Below are 17377 nucleotides of genomic sequence, written 5' to 3' on the forward strand. Positions count from 1 at the left end.
CCCGTAGCCGCGATCGAATGCAGGCGAACTTCCGACACAGGGCACTAGCGAGCGTGCCGCTGCGCGCGGGCGCCCAGGAGGGCGAGGCCGATCGCGGCGAGCAGCACCGGGCCGGGCTCCGGCAGGACCCGCCCCTCGAGCCGGACGCTCGCGAGCCCGTGCGTCTGCTCCCAGCCTCCCGCCGGAGGCCGCGAGAAGGACGAAGCGACCTCGCTGCCCTTGCGCCATGCGAAGGTCGGCGGCGCGGTGTCGACGTCGACGATCGAGATCCACCAAAGGCCGGCGCCCAGGGCGAGCTCGGCGGGCAGCCGCGCCTCGTACTCGAACTGCTGCAGCGAGGCTGGGAACGCGGAGATCGTGGCGGTGACGGCAGCGACCAGGAAGGGCGTCGCCTCCGGCCCGGCGCCCGTGTCGGCAAAGAAGCGGATCTCGAACGGGCTCGTCCCGGGGTTCGGGACCTCCTCGAACGAGAAGTAGCCGCCCCACCAGACGAGCGCGTCGATGCCGGCCGGCTGCGAGAGGGCGAACGGGGTGGCGGCTTCGCGGAGGCGCTGGAGATCGCTGAACAGGGTGCCGGCCAGGAACGGGTCGGCGGCCGGTCGTTCGAAGACCGTGGTGGCGAGCGCTCGTCCCGGTGTTCCGGCGAGAGCCCAGACGATCGCGAGCGCCAGGATTCCCAAACGCATCCCCACCTCCCGGACGCGGTCCGTCCTTCCCGGATAGGTGGCCGGTCCGGGGTCGGAGGTGTCGGGGCTTGCCGGTTCGCACCGGCTCGGCAATATTGAAACACGTTTCATTCTCGTGCTGCGCCTCCGGAGCCCCACCCCCCGATGCACCTCGACTTCACGGCCGAGCAGAATGCCCTGCGCCACGAGCTGCGCGCGTACTACCGGGAGCTGTTCACGCCGGCCCTGCGCGCGGCGCTCGACGCCGAGTGGGACGACATGGGCGGGCCCGTCTTCCGCGAGGTGGTCGGGCGCATGGGGCGCGACGGCTGGCTCGGGATCGGCTGGCCGCGCGCGTTCGGGGGCCAGGGCCGGGGCCCGCTCGAGCAGCTGATCTTCTGGGAGGAGACCTACCGGGCGCACGCGCCGCTCCCGATCATCTCCGTCAACACGATCGGCCCCACGCTGATGGCCCACGGCACGCCGGAGCAGCAACGCGCGCTGCTGCCCGGGATCCTGCGCGGCGAGCTCTTCTTCGCGATCGGCTACACCGAGCCGGGTGCCGGCACCGACCTCGCCTCGCTGCGAACCACTGCGGTGCGCGAGGGCGACGAGTGGGTGATCGACGGCCAGAAGATCTACACGACCCACGCGCACGACGCGGACTACGTCTGGCTCGCCGCCCGCACCGATCCCGAGGCTCCGAAGCACAAGGGCATCACGATCATCCTGGTGCCGACCTCGTCACCGGGCTTCACGGTGACCCCGATCCGCACGGTGGGGGGCGAGCGCACCAACGCCACCTACTACGAGGGCGTGCGGGTGCCGGTCGCCCACACGGTCGGGCCGGTGAACGGCGGCTGGAGGCTGATCACCTCGCAGCTCAACCACGAGCGCGTGACGCTCGCGACGCCGGGCACCGCCGACGCCCTGCTCGAGGCGGTCTGGGGCTGGGCGGCAAAGGTGGAGAAGCCGGGCGGCGGGCGCCTGCTCGACGAGCCGTGGGTGCAGCTCCAGCTCGCTCGTGTCTACGCGAAGCTCGAGGCGCTGAAGGTGCTGAACTGGCGCTCGGCCTGGTCGCTCGAGGCGGGCCAGCCGCACCCGGCCGACGCCTCGGCGGTGAAGGTTCTCGGCACCGAGTTCTTCGTGGAGTGCTACCGGCTCCTGCTCGAGATCACGGGGCCGGCGGGGCTCGTGCGCGAGGGGGAGCCCGGCGCGCTCTTCGGCGGCATGCTCGAGCGCGCCTACCGGGCCGCCACCACGCTCACCTTCGGCGGCGGCGTCAACGAGGTGCAGCGCGAGATCATCGCGCTGGCAGCGCTCGGACTTCCCCGGCAGGCGCGCGGAGCCCGCGCGCAGTGAGCCGCAGGCGAGCGAAATCGGAAGGCGTGCGGGCCTGAGCGGAGGCACGATGGACAGGCAGGAGCTCGAGGCGAAGCTGCGCGCGTTCGTCGGACGCAGGACCGGGCCGCCGGCGACCGGACCCTATCCCGTCAACGAGGCGATGATCGGCGTGTGGTGCGAGGCGATGGAGGACCACCTCCCGGTGTATACGGACCGCGGCGCCGCCGAGAAGTCCGTTCATGGCGGCCTCGTGGCACCGCCGACGATGCTCCAGGCCTGGAGCATGCGCGGCATGGCGATGGCCGCGCAGATGGAGGACTCGAGCGACGAGCAGCTCGCGGTCCATCGCCTGCTGACGGAGGCCGGCTACCCCTCCGTCGTCGCCACCAACAGCGAGCAGGGCTACACGCGCTACCTGCGGCCCGGCGACGAGGTCGTCTCGTCCACCGTGATCGAGGCGATCTCGGAGCAGAAGGCGACCGCCCTCGGCGTCGGGTACTTCATCGACACGCGCACCATCTTCACGGACCAGCACGGCGAGGAGCTGGGCTGGATGACCTTCCGGGTCCTGAAGTTCAGACCCGCTCAGCCGGCCTCCGCGGCCGCCCCGAGCGACGCCGCGGCCCCCCCGAAGCCCCGCCGCCTCGCGCCCCCGCTCGGCCACGACAACCAGTGGTGGTGGGAGGGCATCGCCGCCGGCGAGCTGCGCATCCAGCGCTGCAAGGCGTGCGGGACGCTCCGCCATCCGCCGCGGCCCATGTGCGGGAGCTGCCAGTCGATCGAGTGGGACTGGGTCGTCTCGAAGGGCGCCGGAACGGTCCACAGCTACGTCGTGCTGCACCACCCGCCGGTGCCCGGCTACGACTACCCGCTGCCGGTCGTGCTCGTCGACCTCGACGAGGGGACCCGGATCGTCGCGAACATGGCCGGCTGCAAGCCGGACGAGATCCGGATCGGTATGCGCGTGCAGGCGCGCATCGAGGCGGCCGACGAGGCGCTGAAGCTCCCCTTCTTCCATCCCGCGGGCGGGAGGTAGCGTGGACTTCCGGCCCGGCGAGGAGCAGGCGGCGATCCGCGAGCTGGCGCGCGGCATCCTCGACAAGGAGGTGACGCGCGAGCGGCTCGGGGCGGCCGAGGCTGCGGACGGCTTCGATGCTCGGCTCTGGGCGACGCTCGCCGAGGCGAATCTGCTCGGTGTCGCCGTGCCGGAGACCCAGGGCGGCATGGGGCTCGGCCTGCCCGAGCTCCTCGCGCTCTGCGAGGAGGTGGGGCGCGCGGTGGCCCCGGCGCCGGTGGGCGCGGCGCTCGTCACGGGCGGGCTTCCGATCGCGCGCTTCGGCGACGCCGCCCAGCAGGCGGCCTGGCTCGCACCGCTCGCGTCGGGCGAGGCGCTGCTCTCGGCGGCGCTCGACGACCCCGGCTCGGGCGACGTCGAACGGCCCGCCACGCGCGCCCGCCGCGACGGCAGCGACGTCCGGCTCGACGGCGCCAAGCGCTTCGTTCCGCTCGGCCCGCGCGCCGCGCGCGTGCTCGTGCCGGCCGCGCTCGACGGCGCCACGGGGGTCTTCCTGCTCGATCCCGCGGCCGCCGGGGTGAGCTGGACGGCAGCGCGCATGTCCACCGGCACGCCCCTCTTCGCGCTCGAGCTCGACGGCGCGCGCGTCGCCGGCGCGGACCGCCTCGGCGGCGACGGCTCCGCCGCCAGCCGGATGGGCGACGGCTCCGCCGCCAGCCGGATGGGCGACGGCTCCGCCGTCGCTCGCTTCACCCACGACTGTGGCGTGATCGCGGCCTGCGCCACCCAGATCGGTGTCTGCGAGCGGGCGCTCGAGATCACCACCGGCCATCTGCGCGAGCGCGAGCAGTTCGGCGCGCCGATCGGCTCCTTCCCGGCCGTCCAGCAGCGGGCCGCCGACGCCTGGATCGACCTCCAGGCACTCCGCTGGACGACCTGGCGCGCGGCCTGGCGGCTCGCCGAGGGGCTCCCGGCCGCGCGCGAGCTGCTCGTCGCGCGCTTCTGGGCTGCCGAGGCCGGCCAGCGCATCACCGACACCACGCAGCACCTGCACGGCGGCCTCGGGGTCGACGTCGACTACCCGATCCATCGCTACTTCCTGTGGTCGCGCTCGCTCGCGCAGGGCGTCGGCGGTGCGGCCCCCACCCTGGCCACGCTCGGCCGCGAGCTGGCCGCGAGCCCGCCCGGTCCGGAGGCCCAGATCGCATGACGCCGACGACGCGCCGCTTCGAGTCCGTGCAGGTGGGCGAGGCGCTCCCCGAGCTGCCGATCCCGATCACCGTGACCCTCGTCGTGGCCGGCGCGCTCGCGTCGCGCGACTTCACCCCGGTCCACCACGACCGGGCCGCCGCCCAGGCCCAGGGCATGGGCGACGTCTTCATGAACATCCTCACCACCAACGGGCTGGTCGGGCGCTACGTCACCGACTGGGCCGGGCCGGATGCGCTCTTGCGGGGCGTCGCGATCAAGCTCGGCGCGCCGAACCTCCCCGGCGACACCATGAAGATGGCCGGCAGCGTGAAGAGCAAGGACGAGGCGAAGGGGGAGCTGGTCGTGGAGATCGCGGGCAAGAACGCCTGGGGCAACCACGTGACGGGGACGGTGCGGCTCGCGCTGCCGCGCGAGCAGGGGACCGGGCGATGACGAGCCCGCTCCAGGACCGGGCCGCGATCGTGGGGATCGGGCAGACCGAGTACTCCAAGAACTCGGGGCGCTCCGAGCTCCAGCTCGCCTGCGAGGCGGTGCGGGCGGCGCTCGACGACGCCGGCCTCTCGCCGGCGGACGTGGACGGCATGACCACCTTCACGATGGACTCGAGCGACGAGATCGAGCTGGCGCGCGCCGTCGGGATCGGCGACCTCACCTTCTTCAGCCGCATCCCCTACGGCGGCGGCGCGGCGATCGGTGTCCTCCAGCAGGCGGTGCTGGCGGTGGCGACCGGCGTCGCCCGGACGGTCGTCGTGTACCGCGCCTTCAACGAGCGCTCGGGGCGCCGCTACTCGACCGGCATCTCCGAGGGCATCGTCACGGCGGACCTGATCCACTGGAGCTGGTACCTGCCCTTCGGCCTGCTGACGCCGGCCTCGTGGGTGGCGATGTACACGCAGCGCTACATGCACGACTACGGCTGTACGGGGCGCGACCTCGCGCAGGTGGCGGTCTCGACGCGCAAGCACGCGCTGAACAACCCGGCCGCCTTCTTCCACGGCGTCCCGCTCACGATCGAGGACCACCAGGCCTCGCGCTGGATCGCCGAGCCGCTCCGGCTCTTCGACTGCTGCCAGGAGAGCGACGGGGGCTGCGCGCAGATCGTGACGACGGTGGAGCGCGCGCGGGACCTGAAGGCGAAGGGTGCGGTGATCCGCGGCATCGGCCAGGCCGCCGCCCGCGACCAGGAGAACATGACGAGCTTCTACCGGCCCGACATCACCTTCCTGCCGGAGATGGACCTCGTCGCGAAGCAGGCCTACGCGATGGCAGGGCTCGGGCCCTCCGACGTCGACGCGGCCATCCTCTACGACGCCTTCACCCCGATCGTGCTCTGGCAGCTCGAGTCCTTCGGCTTCTGCAAGCGGGGCGAGGCCAAGGACTTCGTGAAGGACGGCGCGCTCGAGGTGGGCGGGCGGCTGCCCTGCAATACCCACGGCGGCCAGCTCAGCGAGGCCTACATCCACGGCATGAACGGGGTGAACGAGGGCGTGCGTCTGATCCGCGGGACCTCGCTCAACCAGCCCGCGAAGAACGACCACGTGCTGGTGACCGCCGGTGTCGGCGTCCCCACCAGCGGCATGATCCTGGGCCAGCTCTGAACGCGAAGGAGTCCTCCATGCGAGAAGCCGTCATCGTCGAAGCGCTCCGCACCCCGATCGCCCGCGGCAAGATGGGCAAGGGCGACCTGTCGGGCCTGCACTCGACGCAGCTGCTCGCGAAGGTGCAGTTCGCGCTGTGCGAGAAGGCCGGCATCGACCCCGGCGACGTCGAGCAGGTGATCGGCGGCTGCGTGACCCAGGCCGGCGAGCAGTCGAACAACATCGCGCGCAACGCCTGGCTGTCGGCCGGGAAGTCCTTCACGGCCGGCGCCACGACGGTCGACACCCAGTGCGGCTCGAGCCAGCAGGCCAACCACCTGGTGCGCGCGCTGGTCACCGCGGGCTCGATCGACATCGGCGTCGCGTGCGGGATCGAGATGATGAGCCACGTCGGGCTCGGGGCGAACGTGATCCACGGCCCCGGCTTCTTCCAGACCCCCAACTGGCCCTGGGACCAGGCGCCTTCGCAGTTCGAGGCGGCCGAGCGGATCGCGAAGAACCGCGGCATCACGCGCGAGGACGTGGACCGCTTCGCGCTCGCCTCGCAGGAGAAGGCCGCCCAGGCGGTCGCCGAAGGCCGCTTCGACCGCGAGATCCTGCCGGTCGAGGCGCCGGTGCTCGACGACGCCGGCGCGCCGAGCGGGAAGACCCGCGTCGTCACCCGCGACCAGGGGCTGCGCCCGACCACCCTCGAGGGCCTGGCGGCGCTCGCACCCGTCCTGCCGACGGGGATGCACACGGCGGGCAACTCGTCGCAGATCAGCGACGGTGCCTCCGGCGTGCTGTGGATGAGCGCCGAGAAGGCCCGGGCCCTCGGCCTGCGTCCGCGCGCGCGCATCGTGCAGGACGTGGTGGTCGGCACCGACCCCTACTACCTGCTCGACGGCCCGATCGACGCGACCGAGGCGCTGTTCCGCAAGACGGGCATGAAGATGAGCGACATCGACCTCTTCGAGGTCAACGAGGCCTTCGCGGCCGTCGTCCTCTCCTGGGCCCAGGTGACGGGCGTCGACATGGCCAAGGTGAACGTGAACGGCGGCGCGATCGCGCTCGGCCACCCGGTCGGCGCCACCGGCTCGCGCCTGCTCGTGACCGCCCTCCACGAGCTCGAGCGCCGCAACGCCAGCACCGCGCTCGTCACCATGTGCTGCGGCGCCGCCGTCGGCACCGGCACCATCATCGAGAGGCTTTGAGGGCGGGGACAGACCCGGCGATCCGGCGATTCGCTCGCTGGCCCTTTCGAGCGAGGCCCCCGCTCGAATCGCCGGATCGCCGGGTCTGTCCCCGCCTCTGAAGGAGGCAGGATGCTCGAGGGGAAGGTTGCGATCGTGACCGGGGGAGCCGCGGGGCTCGGGCGTTGTCATGCGCTCGAGCTGGCGCGGCTCGGGGCGCGGGTGGTGGTGAACGACATCGGCGCCAAGGCCGACGGCAGCGGGCGCGACGAGAGCGCGGCGCGCGCGGTCTGCGAGGAGATCCGCGCGGCGGGCGGCGAGGCGGTGCCGCACTTCGGCGACGTCGCGGACTGGAACGCCTCGAAGGCGATGTTCGACACGGCGCTCCAGACCTTCGGCGACGCCAACATCGTGGTCTGCAACGCCGGCTTCCTGCGCGACGCGACGCTCTTCAACATGAGCGAGGCGGACTTCGACGCGGTGATCCGCGTGCACCTGAAGGGCCACTTCTGCACCATGCGCCACGCCACCGCGCTCTGGCGCGAGCGCGCCAAGGCCGGCGCCGGCGTCTACGGGCGCCTGATCACGACCTCGTCGGAGTCCGCGCTCTTCGCGCCGCCCGGCCAGCCCAACTACTCGGCCGCGAAGGCCGGCATCGTCGCCCTGACGATGGGGGCGGCGCAGCTGATGCTGAAGTACGGCATCACCGCCAACGTGATCATGCCGCGCGCCCGCACGCGCATGAACGACGCCGGCCCGCTGGCCGCGATGTTCCAGAAGCCCGAGGAGGGCTTCGACACCTTCGCGCCCGAGAACGTCTCGCCGCTGGTCGGCTGGCTCGCGTCACCACTCGCGGCGCGCGTCTCCGGGCAGGTCTTCGTGATCTGGGCCAAGGACGTGACGGTGGCGTCGCACCCCCGGCTCGACACGAAGTTCCACAGCCCCGAGCGCTGGACGGTCGCGAGCCTCGCGGAGCAGCTCGGCCCGCACTTCGAGAAGCTCGAGCCGGTGAAGGACGGCTTCACGGTTCCGGCGATCTGAGGCCCCGCGCTATCCCTGGTACGCGAGGTAGAGGACGAGCCCCACGAGCGTCGCGGTGACGATCACGAGCACCACGCGCCGCAGCGCCGAACGCGTCTCCGCCTCGATCTCCGGCTGGCGGCTCGCGAGCAGCTCCGCGGCCGGATCCCGGTCGCGCCGCTCGGGGTCGTCGGGCTGCTTCGCCACGGGGATCCTCCCTCGTGCGGGATCCGCAGCTACGTGCTCCCGCGCTTCTGGAGCTTCGCCCACTCGTCGCGCAGCGTCACCGTGCGGTTGAAGACCAGCGCGCCGGGCTTCGAGTCGGCGTCCACCGCAAAGTAGCCGAGCCGCTCGAACTGGAGCGCGGTCCCCGGCGCCGCGTCCGCGAGGCTCGGCTCGACCCGGCAGCCGCGCAGAACCGCCTCGGAGGCGGGGTTCAGGAAGCTCGTGTATTCGAGCCCCCGGCGCTCGGCCTCGCCCATCGGATCCTCGACCGTGAAGAGCGTCTCGTAGAGCCGTACCTCGGCGGGCAGCGCATGGCGGGCCGACACCCAGTGCAGGGTCGCCCCCACCTTGCGCCCGTCCGGGGCGTTCCCGCCGCGCGAGGCCGGGTCCCAGGTGCAGCGCAGCTCCACGACCTCCCCCGCCGCATCCTTCACGACCGACTCGCAGCGGATCAGGCACGCTGCGCGCAGCCGCACCTCGCGTCCCGGCGCGAGCCGGTAGAACTTCTTCGGCGGCTCCTCGAGGAAGTCCTCGCGCTCGATGTAGAGGACCCGCGAGAAGGGCACGCGCCGGGTGCCCGCGGCCGGGTCCTCGGGGTTGTTCACCGCATCGAAGTCGAGCGTCTCGTCCTCGGGGAAGTTCTCGATCACGACCCGCAGCGGGTGCAGCACCGCCATCACGCGCGGCGCCGTGCGGTTGAGCTCGTCGCGCACCGCGTGCTCGAAGCGCGGCAGCTCGATCGTGATGTCGCGGCGCGTGATCCCGATGTCGCGGTTGAAGTTGCGGATCGCCGCCGGCGGCACGCCCCGCCGGCGCAGGCCCGCGAGCGTCGGCATGCGCGGGTCGTCCCAGCCGCGTACGCGCCCCTCCTCGACGAGGCGCTTGAGCCAGCGCTTGCTCATCACGGTGTAGGAGAGATCGAGCCGTCCGAACTCGGTCTGCTCCGGCCGGCTCGGCACCGAGCAGTGCTCGACGAACCAGTCGTAGAGCGGCCGGTGATCGGTGAACTCCGCCGAGCACAGCGAGTGGGTGATGCCCTCGATCGCGTCGGACAGCGGGTGGGCGAAGTCGTACATCGGGTAGATGTGCCAGGCGTCGCCGGTCCGGTGGTGGCGGGCGCGCACGATCCGGTAGAGCACCGGGTCGCGCATCGGCAGCACGGAGGACGCCATGTCGATCCGGGCGCGCAGCACGCGCGCGCCCGGCTCGAACTCCCCGGCCTTCATGCGCCGCAAGAGATCGAGGTTCTCGGCGACCGCGCGGTCCCGGTACGGCGAGGGCCGGCCGGGCTCGGTGAGCGTGCCCTGGTACTCCCGGATCTGCTCGGACGAGAGGTCGCAGACGTAGGCGAGCCCCTTCGCGACCAGCTCCTCGGCCCACGCGTAGAGCTGCCCGAAGTAGTCCGACGCATAGTAGAGATCGGGGCCCCAGTCGAAGCCGAGCCAGCGCACGTCGGCCTGGATCGCGTCGACGTACTCGGTCTCCTCGCTGACCGGGTTGGTGTCGTCGAAGCGCAGGTGGCAGCGCCCGCCGAACTCGCGGGCGAGGCCGAAGTTGAGGCAGATCGGCCGCGAGTGGCCTACGTGCAGCCAGCCGCTCGGCTCGGGCGGGAAGCGCGTCACGACCCGGCCGCCGTGCCGGCCCGCCGCCACGTCGCCGGTGACCTTCTCGCGCAGGAAGTCGCTCGGAGCCTCGGAGTCGGAGCCGCCGGAGCGCGGGGCGCTGCTCATGGCGGCTCAATCTAGACGACGCGGCGGGAACGCGTCAGGCGCGCAGGGCGGCGATCGCCGCGCGGGCGCCCTCGTCGCCGGCGGGATCGGCGGGCATCGGGAAGCTGAGCCCCGCGCACACCGTGCCCAGCCGACCACGCAGCACGTCCGCGATCCCGGGGTAGCACGCTGCCGGCGCCACCGCGTCGAGGATCTCGTCCGGGATCCGAGAGGGCAGCTCGGCCCAGCGCCCGGCGCGGGCGAGCGCCCGGAGCTCGCCGCCGAGCTCGGGGACCCCGAGGGCCGCGAGCGCAGGGGCGTACGACGGCGTCGAGTAGAGGAAGCCCAGGTACCCGCGGATCCGCTCGCGCTCGGCACGCACCGCGGCCTCGTCGGGCCCGGTCGCGACGAAGCCGCCCGCGACGATCGCGCAGGCGCCGGCCGCGCGGCCCGCTCGCCGCTCGCCCTCGGCGACGGCCGGCGCCACCCGCGCGTGCAGCAGCGTGGCGCAGGCCTGGGTCGGGTGCGTCACCAGCGTGTCGGCCACCTCGCCGGCGAGGCGCGTCATCGCAGGGCCGACCGCGCCGAGCGCGACGCGTGGCGGCCCCGACGCGATCGGGTCCGGCGCGAAGAAGGGCTGCATGCGGCCCAGGCGGTAGTGCTCACCCGCGAAGGCGAGCGGCGCGCCGTCCTGCCAGCTGCGCCAGATCGCCCGCAGCGCCCCCACGTACTCGCGCATGCGCGGGACCGGCGGTGCCCACGCGACGCCGTAGCGCTCCTCGACGTTGCCGCGCACCTGCGAGCCGAGCCCCAGCTCGAAGCGTCCGCCCGACAGCGCCGCCAGGTCCCAGGCCGCGTGTGCGACGACCATCGGGCTGCGCGGGAACGCCACCAGGACGCTCGTCGCGACCCGCAGGGTGCGTGTGTGTTCGAGCGCGAGCGCGGCGGCGAGCAGGCCGTCGTGCACCGCCTCGGGAACCTGGAGCCCGGTGTAGCCGAGACTCTCGGCGCGGCGCGCGTGCGCGGGCACGTCGCGCAGCGCGAGGCGCGGATCCATCGTCGCCCAGACCTCGAAGGCCATCGGCCCCGATGGTGCCGGATCGCGGTCGGCTCGTCGGGCCAGGGCTTCAGCCACGCCCCAGCACGATCGCGCTGGTCGGGACGCCGGTGCCCGCCGTCACGAGGACGTTCTCCACGCCGGGCACCTGGTTGACCGCTTCGCCCCGTACCTGTCGCACCCCTTCGGCGACCCCGTTCATGCCGTGGACGTAGGCCTCGCCGAGCTGGCCGCCGTGGGTGTTGATCGGGAGCGCACCGCCGAGCTCGATGCGCCCGTCCCGGACGAAGTCCTTGGCCTCGCCGCGCCCGCAGAAGCCGAAGGCCTCGAGCTGGGCCAGCACGAAAGGGGTGAAGTGGTCGTAGATCACGGCGGTCTGGAACTCGTGCGGGCGCACGCCGGCCTGCTCGTGGAGCTGGCGCGCCACGAAGGCCATCTCCGGTAGCTCGCCGATCGAGTCGCGGTAGTAGCTGGTCATCATGTGCTGGTCGCGGCTCGCACCCTGGGCGGCGGCGCGGATCACGGCGGGCGGGCGGCGCAGATCGCGTGCACGCTCGGTCGTGGTCACCACCACCGCGACCGCGCCGTCGCTCTCCTGGCAGCAGTCGAGGAGCCGCAGCGGGCGCACGATCCAGCGCGAGGCCTGGTGGTCGGCGAGGGTGATGGGGCGGCCGTGGAACCAGGCGGCCGGGTTGGTGGCCGCGTGGCGGCGACACGCGACGGAGACGCGGCCGAAGGCCTCGGTGGTGGCCCCGAAGTCGTGCAGGTAGCGCTGCGCCTGCATCGCCACCCAGGAGGCCGGCGTCAGCAGCCCGAAGGGGGCGTACCAGCCGAAGTGCGCGCTCTCGGTGGTCGGAGCCGCACCCGGGACGACGCCGATCCCGAAGCGCTGCTCCGAGCGCTCGTTCATGGCGCGGTAGCAGACCACCACCTCGGCGGCGCCCGACGCGACGGCCAGCGCGGCCTGCATCACGGCCGCGCAGGCCGCCCCGCCCCCGTAGTGCACGCGCGAGAAGAAGCGCAGCGGCCCGGCGCCGATCGCGCGCGCCAGCTCGATCTCCGGGTTGTTGTCCATGGTGAAGGTGGCGAAGCCGTCCACGTCGGCCGGCGCGAGCCCCGCGTCGGCGAGCGCCGCCAGCGTCGCCTCGCAGGCGAGCCGCAGCTCGCTGCGCCCCGAGCGCTTCGAGAACTCGGTCTGCCCGATCCCGGCGATCGCCGCCCGGCCCGCGAACGAGGCGCGCGCCACCCTAGGACCCGGCCGGCCGGAAGCAGTGCAGGGTCAGCTCGTCGTCCACGCGCTCGAAGTCGACCACCACGGGCTGGCCGATCGCGACGGCGTCGGGCGCCACGCCCCGCAGCCGCGACACCAGCCGCGTGCCCTCCTCGAGCTCGACCAGCACGATCACGTTCGGGTACTCGAAAGGCGGGATCTTCGGGTGCTCGGCGACCACGAAGCTGTGGACGGTGCCGCGCCCGCAGGCCTCGATCGCCGCCATCTCGAAGGAATGGCAGGCGCTGCACATGGGTGCGGGCGGATGCTGGAGCCTGCCGCACGCGGCGCAGCGCTGGATGCGGAGCTTGCGCTCGCGCAGGCCGTCCCAGAAGAAGCGGCTGTCGTGCGTCACGCCGGGGCGCAGGATCATCGGCTCCCGACTCTAGGCCAGGCAGGGCGCGCCCGCGCTGCCACGCGACGCCCGTGGATCCCGCGCCCCTACGCGACGCCCGTCCACGCCGGCGCGCAGCTCCCGGGTTAGCATGCGCGCCGATGCCCCCGCCGCCCGTCCCGCGCGAGGAGACCCAGCGCAAGCTCGCGCAGCTCTCGGCCGCGACCCTGCGCCACCGGCCGGGCCAGACGTATACGGTCGGCGACCGGCTCGAGGAGCGGGCGGCCGCGCACCCCGAGCGGGTCTTCCTGCGCTACGAGGAGCGCACGGTCGGCTACGGCGCGCTGAACGCGCTGGCCAACCGCAGCGCGCACGCCGCCCGCGGGCTCGGCCTGCGGCGCGGGGACGTCGCGGCGCTCCTCATGGAGAACCGCCCCGAGTTCCCGGCCACCTGGATGGGCCTTGCGAAGCTCGGCGTCACCACCGCACTGCTCAACACGCAGCTTCGCGGCCCCGCGCTCGCGCACGCGATCGCGGCGGTGGCGCCGAAGCTCCTGATCGCGGGCAGCGAGTGCCGGGAGGCGCTCGCGTCCCTGGGCGCGGCGGCCCCGCCCGCGTTCGTCGCGCAGGACCCGGGCGCCGGGTCCGGTCCCGGCGCGTGGGACGAGGCGCTCGCCGGCGCCCCGGAAACGGATCCGGATCCCACCTGGCGCGCGGGCCTGGTCGCCGGCGACGACCTGCTCTTCGTCTACACCTCGGGCACCACCGGCCTGCCCAAGGCCGCGCGCCTCTCGCACATGCGCTGGCTCGGGGTCGGCGACGGCATGTCGGCGGTGGCGGGCTACGGCCCGGCCGACGTGCTGGCCTGCGTGCTGCCGCTCTACCACGGCGCGGGCGGGATGGTCGTCCTCTCCTGCGCCCTCGCGCAGGGCGCCTCGGTCTGGCTCGCGCGCCGCTTCTCGGCGAGCCGCTTCTGGGACGAGGTGCGCCGCCATGGTGTGACGGGCTTCCAATACGTCGGCGAGATCTGCCGCTACCTCGCCCACCAGCCCCCGCGGCCCGACGACCGCGCGCACCGCCTGCGCGTCATGATGGGGGCCGGCCTCGGCGCCGACGTGTGGCGGGTCTTCACGGAGCGCTTCGGCGTCGAGCGCATCCTCGAGGGCTGGAGCTCGACCGAGGCCAACACCTCGCTGATCAACCTCGACGGCGTGGTGGGCTCCTGCGGCCGCATCCCGTTCCCGGAGCTGCACAACGGGCGGCTCCTGCGCATCGACCTCGAGAGCGAGACCCATCCGCGCGACGCCACCGGTGCCTGCATCGAGTGCGGGCCGGGCGAGGCCGGCGAGTTCGTGGGCATGATCCCGGACCTGCCCGACTCGGGCGCCGGCCGCTTCGAGGGCTACACCGATCCCGAGGCGAGCGCGCGCAAGGTGCTCCGCGACGTGCTGCGGCCCGGCGACCGCTGGTACCGATCGGGAGACCTGCTGCGCCGCGACGAGGACGGCTACTTCTACTTCGTGGACCGGATCGGCGACACGTTCCGGTGGAAGAGTGAGAACGTCTCGACCCAGGAGGTGGCCGGGGCGCTGGCGGGCTTCCCGGAGCTCGAGATCGCGAACGTCTACGGCGTGCGGGTCGCGGGTGCCGAGGGCCGCGCCGGGATGGCCGCGCTGGCCCTGCGTGCCGGTGCCCGCTTCGACGGCGCCGCCTTCTTCGCCTGGACCGCCGCCCGCCTGCCCGCCTACGCCGCGCCCCTCTTCGTGCGCCTGGTTCGCGAGCCCGACCTCACCTCCACCTTCAAGCTCCGCAAGCTCGACCTCCAGCGCGCCGGCTACTCCGCGGCTCGCTGCGCCCCGGATCCCCTCTTCGTGCGCGACCCCGCCAACCGCAGCTACGTCGAGCTGACGGCGGCCACACTCGAGCGCCTGGGCATCGCGCCGGCTCCGGACTGAGCTGGGTCCGCACGTCGAGCGCTCGCTCGCTCGGCCGGCTACCGGAGGCGGCCCGCTACTCCTCGACGATCGTGATCGCCTGCCGCGGGCAGATCCGCGCCGCCTCCTCGAGCTTCGCGCGCAAGGCCTCCGGCGGGCGCTCGATCAGGACGTGGAGCTTGTCGTCGTCGTCCACCCGGAAGACCTCGGGACACGCCTCCATGCAGCGCGCATTGGCCTCGCACAGGTCGTAGTCCACGACGACTTTGAGCGCCATCGAAACGCCTCCTCTCCGTCCGGAAAGCGCCGGAACGTATCATTTCGGGCCGGCGGACGCGCGCGTGCCGGAAGGCATGGCGGGCACGCCGCGTTCCCGCGAGGATCCCGGTGTGCTGCGACGGCTGCTCCGCCTCGTCGTCTTCGAGCACTTCCCGGTCGCGACGGGGATCTGCTTCGGTCTCGCCCAGGCCATCCTGGCGGCCTGGCTCGTCGCGTTGGCCGCTGGACCCGAAGGGGTTCCGTGGGGCCTGTTCGCGGGCAGCGGGCTCGTGCTCGCCCTCGCCAACGCATGGCTCGTGCCGTGCCTCGGTGCTCCGCGCCACCGCGGGCCGCTCGCGAGCCGGCTCGCGGCCGGCTACGTCGGACTGTCGTTCGCGACGATCGCGGTCGCGGCCGGCGTGGCGGCCATCAGCGCGGCCCTGCTCGGGCTGTCGGCGCTGCTGGCCTTCGTGGGGCTGTCGCCGGTGCACGGCTTCACGCTGTTCCGCGCCGCCACCGTCGCCGGTGCCGCGGGGACGGCCGCGATCCTCGCGTGGGCGGCCGGGGCGGGCCGCGCCTCGCTCGAGGTGAGCGAGCGCCGCCTCGCCGTGGCGGGCCTCGCCGCCCCGCTCGCGGGGCTGCGCATCGCGCACCTCTCCGATCTCCACGTCGGCAACGGCCTGCACGGCGACGCGCTCGACGCGCTGGTCGCTCGCGTTGCCGCGCTCGCACCCGACCTGGTCGTGATCACCGGCGATCTCTTCGACTACGACCCGGACGCGGTGCCCGACGGCGCGCGCCGGCTCGGCGCGCTGCGGGCGCCGCTCGGGGTCTTCGCGGTGCTCGGCAACCACGACGCCTTCGTCGGTCGCGAGTGGGTCGCGCGCTGCCTCGCGGAGCACGCGCCCGCGCTCCGGCTCCTGCGCGGCGAGTGGCAGCGGCTCCCCGCCCGCGCACCGCTCTACGTGGCGGGCTTCGACGATCCCGGGCGCGACTGGTCGCTGCACGGCGGCACGCTGCCGGCGCTCGCTGCGCTCGCCCGCTCGCTCCCGCGCGATGGCCCGGCGCTGCTGCTCGCGCACCGCCCCGAGGCCTTCGTGCAGGCGGCGGAGGCCGGCTTCGCGCTGACCCTGTCCGGCCACTACCACGGCGGGCAGATCGCGCTGCCGGGCACGGCCGCCGCGCGCTGGAACGTGGCACGCCTGTTCAGCGACTTCCCGAACGGCGCCTATCGCCACGGCGGCGCCCATCTCTACGTGAGCCGCGGGATCGGCTTCGCCGGGCCGCGGGTGCGGGTCGGCAGCCGTCCGGAGCTCGCGCTGCTCACGCTCGAGCCGGCCTGAGAGGGTTGCCGGGGATCGTCGTCCGCGGGGCCGCGAACCGGACCGCCTCGAAGCTGCCTTCCTGGTGACCCCGCGAATCGGGGCGGGGCCGGGTCGCCTGCGCTACCGAGGCTCGCGTGGCTTGGCTGCGGACGCTCGCGCTCGGGCTGGTGGTCGGCGCGCTCTTCCTCGGGCTCGCGCTCTGGGGCGTTCCGATCGCGGACCTGCGCGACGCCCTGGCGCACCTGCACGGCGCCTGGCTGCTGCCGGCCGCCGCGACGGTCGGGGTCCAGTACCTCCTCCGCGCGCTGCGCCAGCAGGTCCTGCTGCGCCCGCTCGCGCCGGGCCTCGGCTTCCGCGACCACCTGGCGATCGTGACGATCGGCTTCTTCTGCGTGAACGTCTTCCCCGCCCGGCTCGGCGAGGCGGTGCGGCCCCTGCTCTTCGCCGAGCGCGCGGCGGTGCCGCTCGGCGCTGGCTTCGCGCTGGTGCTGGTCGAGCGCGTCGTCGACCTGATCGCGCTCCTGGCCTGCCTGCTCGGCGCGCTCGCCTGGGTCGAGCTGCCCGAGCTCACGATCGAGTTCGCCGGCCGCCGCCTGCCGGTGGCCGATCTCGCGCGCAGCGCGGCCGCGGCCGTGCTGGCGCCGGTGCTGGTCGCCCTGCTCGCGCTGGCGCTGCTCGGCCCGGCGGCCTTGCGCGCCGGCGAGCGCGCGGCGCGCGCGCTCGAGGCGCGCGGGCACGCGCCGCTCGCCAGCCGCCTGCTCCGCGGGCTCCTCCGCTTCGGTGTCGCCTTCGTGGAGGGCGTCCAGGGGCTTCGCAACCCGGGGCAGCTCGCCGCGGTGGTGGGGCTCACCGCGCTGCTCTTCCTCTCGATGGGGCTCATGATGAGCGCCTTCGCGCACGCCTTCGGTCTCCAGGAACGGCTCGGCTTCGCGCCCGGGCTCGTGGTGCTCTCGGTCACGATGCTCGGCATCGCGCTGCCCGCTCCGCCCGGCTTCGCCGGCGTGTTCGAGGCGTCGGCGCGGGCGGGGCTCGCGCTCTTCGGCGTGCGCGGCGAGGAGCAGGCCGGGATCGCACTCGCCTTCGCGCTGGTGATGCACTGGTGGTCCTTCGGGCTGCTGGCGGCGGGCGCCGCCTTCTTTCTATGGCGCGACCACGTGGGCCTGGGCCGGCTGTTCCGCTTCGCGCGCGGCGCCTCCTCCTGATCCTCCCGGGGGCCGGCAGCCCCGGGGTCGCCCGCTA

General features: G+C 73.7%; 17 protein-coding genes. 10 read left to right on the forward strand and 7 right to left on the reverse strand.

The features are described from left to right. Positions 1–44 precede the first annotated feature (44 nt). Positions 45–686, reverse strand: coding sequence for a hypothetical protein (locus OZ948_10285; protein ID MEB2345122.1), 642 nt, complete (start codon positions 684–686; stop codon positions 45–47). A gap of 144 nt (positions 687–830) precedes the next feature. Between OZ948_10285 and OZ948_10290 the strand changes: the two genes are divergently transcribed. The 7 genes from OZ948_10290 (at position 831) to OZ948_10320 (ending at position 8047) form a co-directional block, all read left to right on the forward strand. After that, a complete protein-coding gene (locus OZ948_10290) occupies positions 831–2027 on the forward strand; it encodes an acyl-CoA dehydrogenase family protein (GenBank protein MEB2345123.1) in 1197 nt (398 codons plus the stop codon). A gap of 49 nt (positions 2028–2076) precedes the next feature. Next, positions 2077–3045, forward strand: coding sequence for a bifunctional MaoC family dehydratase N-terminal/OB-fold nucleic acid binding domain-containing protein (locus tag OZ948_10295; protein MEB2345124.1), 969 nt, complete (start codon positions 2077–2079; stop codon positions 3043–3045). A 1-nt stretch (position 3046) separates the two neighbouring features. Continuing rightward, positions 3047–4234: an acyl-CoA/acyl-ACP dehydrogenase gene (locus OZ948_10300; protein ID MEB2345125.1), complete on the forward strand. Its 1188-nt coding sequence runs from the start codon at positions 3047–3049 to the stop codon at positions 4232–4234. Continuing rightward, positions 4231–4668 carry a MaoC/PaaZ C-terminal domain-containing protein gene (locus OZ948_10305; GenBank protein ID MEB2345126.1) on the forward strand — a complete coding sequence of 146 codons (438 nt, stop codon included), beginning with the start codon at positions 4231–4233 and terminating at the stop codon, positions 4666–4668. The genes OZ948_10300 and OZ948_10305 overlap by 4 nt, the downstream gene beginning before the upstream one ends. Further along, complete coding sequence (locus tag OZ948_10310; protein ID MEB2345127.1) at positions 4665–5834, forward strand: lipid-transfer protein; 1170 nt, start codon at positions 4665–4667, stop codon at positions 5832–5834. The genes OZ948_10305 and OZ948_10310 overlap by 4 nt, the downstream gene beginning before the upstream one ends. Positions 5835–5851: 17 nt before the next feature. Next, the gene (locus tag OZ948_10315; GenBank protein ID MEB2345128.1) at positions 5852–7027 is read left to right on the forward strand and encodes a steroid 3-ketoacyl-CoA thiolase; all 1176 of its coding nucleotides are present in this window, start codon (positions 5852–5854) and stop codon (positions 7025–7027) included. 111 nt (positions 7028–7138) lie between these two features. Then, positions 7139–8047 (forward strand): SDR family NAD(P)-dependent oxidoreductase, encoded by a 909-nt coding sequence (locus tag OZ948_10320; protein ID MEB2345129.1) that lies wholly within the window; start codon positions 7139–7141, stop codon positions 8045–8047. A gap of 9 nt (positions 8048–8056) precedes the next feature. On the opposite strand, the gene OZ948_10325 is transcribed toward OZ948_10320, so the two are convergent. The 5 genes from OZ948_10325 to OZ948_10345 are packed head-to-tail and all read right to left on the reverse strand — an operon-like array spanning position 8057 to position 12660. Continuing rightward, positions 8057–8233, reverse strand: a complete 177-nt coding sequence (locus tag OZ948_10325; GenBank protein ID MEB2345130.1) for a hypothetical protein — start codon at positions 8231–8233, stop codon at positions 8057–8059. Positions 8234–8262: 29 nt separating this feature from the next. After that, a complete protein-coding gene (locus tag OZ948_10330; GenBank protein MEB2345131.1) occupies positions 8263–9981 on the reverse strand; it encodes a glutamine--tRNA ligase/YqeY domain fusion protein in 1719 nt (572 codons plus the stop codon). 34 nt (positions 9982–10015) lie between these two features. Further along, on the reverse strand, positions 10016–11041 hold the full coding sequence (locus tag OZ948_10335; GenBank protein ID MEB2345132.1) for a TIGR03617 family F420-dependent LLM class oxidoreductase: 1026 nt from the start codon (positions 11039–11041) through the stop codon (positions 10016–10018). 46 nt (positions 11042–11087) lie between these two features. Beyond that, a complete protein-coding gene (locus OZ948_10340) occupies positions 11088–12263 on the reverse strand; it encodes a lipid-transfer protein (GenBank protein ID MEB2345133.1) in 1176 nt (391 codons plus the stop codon). 1 nt (position 12264) lies between these two features. Further along, entirely contained in the window at positions 12265–12660 is a 396-nt protein-coding gene (locus tag OZ948_10345; GenBank protein ID MEB2345134.1) for an OB-fold domain-containing protein, read from the reverse strand. Between the two features lie 122 nt (positions 12661–12782). Between OZ948_10345 and OZ948_10350 the strand changes: the two genes are divergently transcribed. Then, positions 12783–14576: a long-chain-acyl-CoA synthetase gene (locus OZ948_10350; GenBank protein ID MEB2345135.1), complete on the forward strand. Its 1794-nt coding sequence runs from the start codon at positions 12783–12785 to the stop codon at positions 14574–14576. Positions 14577–14631: 55 nt separating this feature from the next. Here OZ948_10350 and OZ948_10355 read toward each other — a convergent pair whose 3' ends face one another. Continuing rightward, positions 14632–14832 carry a ferredoxin gene (locus OZ948_10355; protein ID MEB2345136.1) on the reverse strand — a complete coding sequence of 67 codons (201 nt, stop codon included), beginning with the start codon at positions 14830–14832 and terminating at the stop codon, positions 14632–14634. A 112-nt stretch (positions 14833–14944) separates the two neighbouring features. Between OZ948_10355 and OZ948_10360 the strand changes: the two genes are divergently transcribed. Beyond that, positions 14945–16156 (forward strand): metallophosphoesterase, encoded by a 1212-nt coding sequence (locus OZ948_10360; protein ID MEB2345137.1) that lies wholly within the window; start codon positions 14945–14947, stop codon positions 16154–16156. Between the two features lie 116 nt (positions 16157–16272). Beyond that, a complete protein-coding gene (locus tag OZ948_10365) occupies positions 16273–17340 on the forward strand; it encodes a lysylphosphatidylglycerol synthase transmembrane domain-containing protein (protein ID MEB2345138.1) in 1068 nt (355 codons plus the stop codon). The last annotated feature ends 37 nt before the right edge of the window (positions 17341–17377 follow it).

It is taken from the genome of Deltaproteobacteria bacterium (assembly GCA_035063765.1).
Taxonomy (GTDB): domain Bacteria; phylum Myxococcota_A; class UBA9160; order UBA9160; family PR03; genus CAADGG01.

What these genes read in the sequence shown, in the direction of transcription:
- OZ948_10350 (MEB2345135.1), top strand. Translation starts at nt 12,783, where the DNA reads ATGCCCCCGCCGCCCGTCCCGCGCGAGGAGACCCAGCGCAAGCTCGCG.
- OZ948_10310 (MEB2345127.1), top strand. Translation starts at nt 4,665, where the DNA reads ATGACGAGCCCGCTCCAGGACCGGGCCGCGATCGTGGGGATCGGGCAG.
- OZ948_10315 (MEB2345128.1), top strand. Translation starts at nt 5,852, where the DNA reads ATGCGAGAAGCCGTCATCGTCGAAGCGCTCCGCACCCCGATCGCCCGC.
- OZ948_10320 (MEB2345129.1), top strand. Translation starts at nt 7,139, where the DNA reads ATGCTCGAGGGGAAGGTTGCGATCGTGACCGGGGGAGCCGCGGGGCTC.
- OZ948_10355 (MEB2345136.1), bottom strand. Translation starts at nt 14,832, where the DNA reads ATGGCGCTCAAAGTCGTCGTGGACTACGACCTGTGCGAGGCCAATGCG.
- OZ948_10335 (MEB2345132.1), bottom strand. Translation starts at nt 11,041, where the DNA reads ATGGCCTTCGAGGTCTGGGCGACGATGGATCCGCGCCTCGCGCTGCGC.
- OZ948_10285 (MEB2345122.1), bottom strand. Translation starts at nt 686, where the DNA reads ATGCGTTTGGGAATCCTGGCGCTCGCGATCGTCTGGGCTCTCGCCGGA.
- OZ948_10330 (MEB2345131.1), bottom strand. Translation starts at nt 9,981, where the DNA reads ATGAGCAGCGCCCCGCGCTCCGGCGGCTCCGACTCCGAGGCTCCGAGC.
- OZ948_10345 (MEB2345134.1), bottom strand. Translation starts at nt 12,660, where the DNA reads ATGATCCTGCGCCCCGGCGTGACGCACGACAGCCGCTTCTTCTGGGAC.
- OZ948_10295 (MEB2345124.1), top strand. Translation starts at nt 2,077, where the DNA reads ATGGACAGGCAGGAGCTCGAGGCGAAGCTGCGCGCGTTCGTCGGACGC.
- OZ948_10290 (MEB2345123.1), top strand. Translation starts at nt 831, where the DNA reads ATGCACCTCGACTTCACGGCCGAGCAGAATGCCCTGCGCCACGAGCTG.
- OZ948_10305 (MEB2345126.1), top strand. Translation starts at nt 4,231, where the DNA reads ATGACGCCGACGACGCGCCGCTTCGAGTCCGTGCAGGTGGGCGAGGCG.